This window comes from Nocardioides sp. (assembly GCF_034670285.1).
Taxonomy (GTDB): domain Bacteria; phylum Actinomycetota; class Actinomycetes; order Propionibacteriales; family Nocardioidaceae; genus Nocardioides.
This window is the reverse complement of record NZ_JAXMNS010000292.1, coordinates 1-4,966: the sequence shown is the minus strand read 5'-3', so window position 1 is coordinate 4,966 and position 4,966 is coordinate 1. Positions and strand designations below refer to the sequence as shown.

Here is a 4,966-nt window from a genome sequence, read left to right as displayed (position 1 = left end):
ACCAGCCGCAGCCCCGGCACGTCGAAGCCGATGTCGCGAAACGCCGACTCGAACGGGTTGGCAGCGTCGCCGTCAGCGCGTTCGGCGATCCAGCGGGCCTGCCTGGAGCCAGGGCCCTGAGCCATCTGCGCCACCCGCTTGAGCGTGCCCGGCGAGACCCCGTGTCGGAGGGCGGAGTCCGCGACCGCCAGGGCATCGGGCCGCGGGAGTCTGGTGAGACAGCACAGCAAGGTCGTCTCGACGTCGGTGGCAATGGCGTCGACCACCTGTCCCGGCTCGAGATCGAGGTAGTGGACGTCGATGCCCTCGCGCCGCGTGGGCGCGACCTTGCGTCCACGCGGCACCGTCACGTGCGGGCGGGCGGGCTGGTGCAGCACCTCCCTCTCGCCCGCCCCGAGCGCTCGGTCGACCTCGGCGCGGGAGGTGGCGGCGACCAGGGCCGCGCGGGTGGCGAACCCGCCCGACTGCACGACCACCTGCGCCACCGACATGGCGCGATCGTGCCCGACCGACGCGTGTCGGTGCAGGCGTCCTCCACAGGCCACTCCCCTCGGGGCAGCCACGGGCGAGGCGCGGAGCCGCTAGCGTCAGCGTCCATGGCCCGACTCACCGCCCGTGACCTGATCGCCCTGGTGCTCGACGACGACTCCTGGACGTCGTGGGACACCCCGCCGGTGCGGGGCGAGATCTCCGAGACGTACGCCGCCGAGCTCGCCGCAGCGGCCGAGAAGTGCGGCGAGGACGAGTCGGTGCTCACCGGGGAGGCAAGCCTGCACGGACGCCGGGTCGGCGTGCTGGTGGGTGAGTTCGGGTTCCTCGCCGGCTCCATCGGACGCGCGTCGGCCGACCGGATCGTGGCCGGCATCGAGCGGGCCACCGCGGCCGGGCTGCCGCTCGTCGCCGCTCCGGTCAGCGGCGGCACCCGCATGCAGGAGGGCACGCCCGCCTTCGTGCAGATGGTGCGGATCTCGCAGGCGGTCGCGGCACACAAGGCGGCTGGGCTTCCCTACCTCGTCTACCTGCGCCACCCCACGACCGGCGGTGTGATGGCCTCGTGGGGCTCGCTGGGCCACGTGACCGTGGCCGAGCCCGGCGCCCTGGTCGGGTTCCTCGGCCCGCGCGTCTACTCCGCCCTCTACGGCAAGGAGTTTCCCGAGGGCGTGCAGACCTCGGAGAACCTCTACGCCCACGGCATCATCGACGGGGTCGTCGCGCCGAAGGAGATCAGCGAGCTCCTCGACCGGGCGCTCAACATCCTGATGGCGCCGCGGTCGGGGGTCCCGGTGCTGCCTGCCCCGGCCGAGGAGGAGGTCCCGGACGTCGAGACCTGGGACGCCGTCACCCGCTCGCGCCGACCTGACCGCCCCGGGGTCCGCCGGCTGCTCAAGTACGCCGCCAGCGACGTCGTACCGCTCAACGGGACGGGGCAGGGCGAGCAGGACCCCGGCCTGCTGATCGCGCTGGCCCGCTTCGGCACGGCGCCGTGCATCTTCCTCGGCCAGGACCGGCGCGGGCAGACCGCCGACCACCCGATGGGGCCGCAGGCGCTGCGTGAGGCGCGGCGCGGCTTCCGACTCGCCTCCGAGCTCGGGCTGCCGCTGGTGACCGTGATCGACACCCAGGGCGCCGCGCTCTCGCCCGAGGCGGAGAACGGCGGACTGGCTGGTGAGATCGCACGCTGCCTCGCCGAGCTGGTCTCCCTCGATGCCCCGACCCTGTGCCTGATGCTCGGCGAGGGCAACGGCGGAGGGGCCCTGGCGTTCCTGCCGGCCGATCGCGTGATCGCTGCTCAGCACGCCTGGCTCTCGCCATTGCCGCCCGAGGGCGCCAGCGCGATCGTGCACCGCGACCTCGACCACGCCCCCGAGATGGCCCGGCAGCAGCAGGTGCGCGCGATCGACCTGCACCGCCTCGGCGTCGTCGACCGGATCGTCGGCGAGCACCCCGATGCCGCCGACGAGCCGGAGGAGTTCTGCCGTCGCGTCGGCGCCGTGCTGGAGCACGAGCTGTCGTCGCTGCTGCGCTCAGGTGCGGGCAGCCCGGCGGATCGGGCCCGCCGCTACGTGTAGCCCCCTGGTAGAACGTGTTCTAGTGTGACCGCATGACTCGCACGCACGTCGTCAGCGGCGCGGCCAGCGGCATCGGCGCCGCGACCACCACATTCCTCCGCGCCCAGGGTGACCGGGTGATCACCGTCGACCGGCACCAGGCCGACGTGAACGCCGACCTGTCCCACCCCGACGGTCGCGCCGAAGCCGTGGCCGGTGTCCAGGCCCTCACCGACGTGGTGCACGGGCTGGTGCCCGCGGCGGGGCTCGGCGGCTTCACCGGCAGCGACCCCGCCCTGGTCACCTCGGTCAACTTCTTCGGCGCGATCGCGCTCGTGCGCGGCCTGCAGCCGCAGCTGGTGGCGGCCGGTCAGTCGTCGGTGGTCTTCCTGGCCTCCAACTCGATCACCGGCATGCCCGGCTGGAACGCCGAGGTCGCCACCCTCTGCCTGCGCGAGGACGAGGACGCCGCCCGCGCCGCCGCGGCTGCGACGGAGGCGGTGATGATCTACCCCTCGACCAAGGCCGCGCTGGCCTGGTGGGCGCGTCGCGAGGGCGTGAAGCCGGAGTGGATCGGCGCCGGCATCCGCCTCAACTCGGTCGCCCCCGGCAAGGTCGAGACCGCGATGACCGCCGAGATGGCCGCAGACCCGGTCTTCGGGCCGCTCGGCGACTCCTACCCGACCGCCATCGGTCGCGACGGACGCCCGGAGGAGATCGCCGCCCCGATCGCGTTCCTGCTCTCGGATGCTGCCTCACTGATCGTCGGCAGCTGCCTCTTCATCGACGGTGGCACCGACGCGATCCTGCACCCGATCAGCCCGGAGGGCTGGGAGATCGGGCCCGTCGAGCCCTGAGGCCTCGCCTCACGGACGCAACGGTCCGGTGACTGCCCCCATCGTCAACTCGCTCTCGAGGTCAGAAGAGCAGCGCCGAGGCGGGGTCCTCCAGGATGCCCGCGACGTCGGCGAGGAAGCGTGAGCCCTTCTCGCCATCGACGTGACGGTGGTCGAAGCTCAGCGCCAGCGTCGTCACGTGTCGGACGGCGATCTCGTCGCCGCCGTCGGCGGTCGACACCACCCACGGCTGCTTCTTGATCGCGCCGAAGCACAGGATCGCCGACTCACCGGGGTTGATGATCGGGGTTCCGGCGTCGACGCCGAAGACGCCCACGTTGGTGATCGTGAAGGTGCCGTCGGCCATCTCGGCCGGCTGCGTCTTGCCCTCGCGAGCCGTCGCGGTGAGCGCACCGAGCGCCTCGGCGAGCTCGACCAGCGAGAGCTGGTCGGCGTCCTTGACGTTGGGCACCACGAGCCCACGCGGGGTGGCGGCGGCGATCCCGAGGTTGACGTAGTGCTTGTAGACGACCTCCTGCGCGGCGTCGTCCCAGTAGGAGTTGATCTCCGGTGCCCGGCGCATGGCCAGCAGCACGGCCTTGGCGAGCACCAGCAGCGGCGAGACCTTGAGGTCGCGGAACTCGCGCCGCGTCTTGAGGCGCTCGACCAGCTCGACCGTGGCAGTGGCGTCGAAGGTGACCCACTCGGTGACGTGGGGCGCGGTGAAGGCGGAGCCGACCATGGCACCGGCCATCATCTTGCGCACGCCCTTAATCGGCTCGCGCGTCTCACGCTCGCCGGTGGCGGCGGGCCTGCTCGCGGGCGTCGTGGGCGCGGCGCCGTTGGTGCCCCCTCCTGCCCCGCTGTGAGCCGACTCCACGTCAGCTCGCGAGATCGTGCCGTTGGGACCGGTCGCGACGAGCGTGGTGAGGTCGACGCCGAGGTCCTTGGCGAGCTTGCGCACGGGCGGCTTCGCCAGCACTCGCACGGTGCCGGGGTCGCGCGCCTCGACGACGCGGGCGGCCTGGGCCGGCACGGCCGGCTCGTCGGTCACGTCCTCCTCGACGGGGACCGTCACGTCGGCGGCGTCGCCGGCGGCGAAGGCTCCCTGGAGCGCTGCCTTGGCGGCCGGCACCTCAGCGGCCTTGCGGGCGCGACGGGTCGGGCCGCGATCGGCCTTGTTGCGACCGACGAGGCTCTCGCCCTCACCGCCACCACTGGCAGCAGGGTTGGAGAGGTCGATCTCCATGTCGGAAGCCTTGTCGGAAGCCTTGTCGGCAGCCTCGTCGGGGGTGGCCTTCGGGGCGGACGCGTCGCCGGAGGCGGGCTCACCGATGGCGATGATCGGCGTGCCGACCTCGACGGTCTCCCCTTCGGCGACGAGCAGCGCGGTGACCTCGCCGGCGTACGGCGACGGCAGCTCGACGAGCGACTTGGCGGTCTCGATCTCCACGACGATGTCGTTGATGGCGATGACGTCGCCGACCTTCACCTTCCAGGTGACGATCTCGGCCTCGGTGAGGCCCTCGCCGACGTCTGGCAGCTTGTATTCGGGCATGTCAGTGCTCCTCAGAATCCGAACGAGCGGTCGACGGCGTCCAGCACCCGGTCGAGGTCGGGGAGGTAGTCCTCCTCGATCCGCGACGCCGGGTAGGGGGTGTCCATGCCACCGACCCGCAGCACCGGCGCCTCGAGGGAGTAGAAGCACTCCTCGGAGATCCGGGCCGACAGCTCGGAGCCGAGACCGAGGTTGACGTGCGCCTCGTGGACGACGACCGCGCGACCGGTGCGGCGCACGGAGTCGTAGACCGGAGCCATGTCGAGCGGCGAGAGCGTGCGCAGGTCGATGACCTCGAGCGAGCGCCCCTCGCCGGCGGCCGCCTCGGCGGCCTTGAGCGCGGTCTTGACGGTCGGGCCGTAGGCCAGCAGCGTCGCGTCGGCCCCCGAGCGCACGATGCGCGAGGTGAACAGCGGCGCGACGTCGGCCAGGGTCTGCGACTCGTCGAGCTCGGCCTTGTCGGCGTGGTACTGCCGCTTGGGCTCGAGGAAGATGACCGGGTCGTCGGAGGCGATGGCCTGCTG

4 protein-coding genes and 1 pseudogene are annotated in these 4,966 nt (G+C 72.4%); 2 read left to right on the top strand and 3 right to left on the bottom strand.

The features are described 5' to 3' along the window. A pseudogene (locus VOI19_RS14160) lies at positions 1–491 on the bottom strand (hypothetical protein); the annotation flags it as partial. 105 nt (positions 492–596) lie between these two features. Here VOI19_RS14160 and VOI19_RS14155 point away from each other — a divergent pair. Both VOI19_RS14155 and VOI19_RS14150 read left to right on the top strand, forming a co-directional pair. Next, on the top strand, positions 597–2,069 hold the full coding sequence (locus VOI19_RS14155; protein ID WP_323793608.1) for a carboxyl transferase domain-containing protein: 1,473 nt from the start codon (positions 597–599) through the stop codon (positions 2,067–2,069). Positions 2,070–2,101: 32 nt separating this feature from the next. Then, positions 2,102–2,905: an SDR family oxidoreductase gene (locus VOI19_RS14150; RefSeq protein ID WP_323793607.1), complete on the top strand. Its 804-nt coding sequence runs from the start codon at positions 2,102–2,104 to the stop codon at positions 2,903–2,905. A gap of 61 nt (positions 2,906–2,966) precedes the next feature. Here VOI19_RS14150 and VOI19_RS14145 read toward each other — a convergent pair whose 3' ends face one another. Continuing rightward, on the bottom strand, positions 2,967–4,442 hold the full coding sequence (locus VOI19_RS14145) for a dihydrolipoamide acetyltransferase family protein (protein ID WP_323793606.1): 1,476 nt from the start codon (positions 4,440–4,442) through the stop codon (positions 2,967–2,969). Positions 4,443–4,453: 11 nt separating this feature from the next. Next, the coding region (locus tag VOI19_RS14140; protein WP_323793605.1) for a transketolase C-terminal domain-containing protein at positions 4,454–4,966 on the bottom strand (513 nt) is incomplete at its 5' end.

Excerpts from the sequence above, each read along its gene's own strand:
- VOI19_RS14155 (WP_323793608.1), top strand. The coding sequence starts at position 597 with ATGGCCCGACTCACCGCCCGTGACCTGATCGCCCTGGTGCTCGACGAC.
- VOI19_RS14150 (WP_323793607.1), top strand. The coding sequence starts at position 2,102 with ATGACTCGCACGCACGTCGTCAGCGGCGCGGCCAGCGGCATCGGCGCC.
- VOI19_RS14145 (WP_323793606.1), bottom strand. The coding sequence starts at position 4,442 with ATGCCCGAATACAAGCTGCCAGACGTCGGCGAGGGCCTCACCGAGGCC.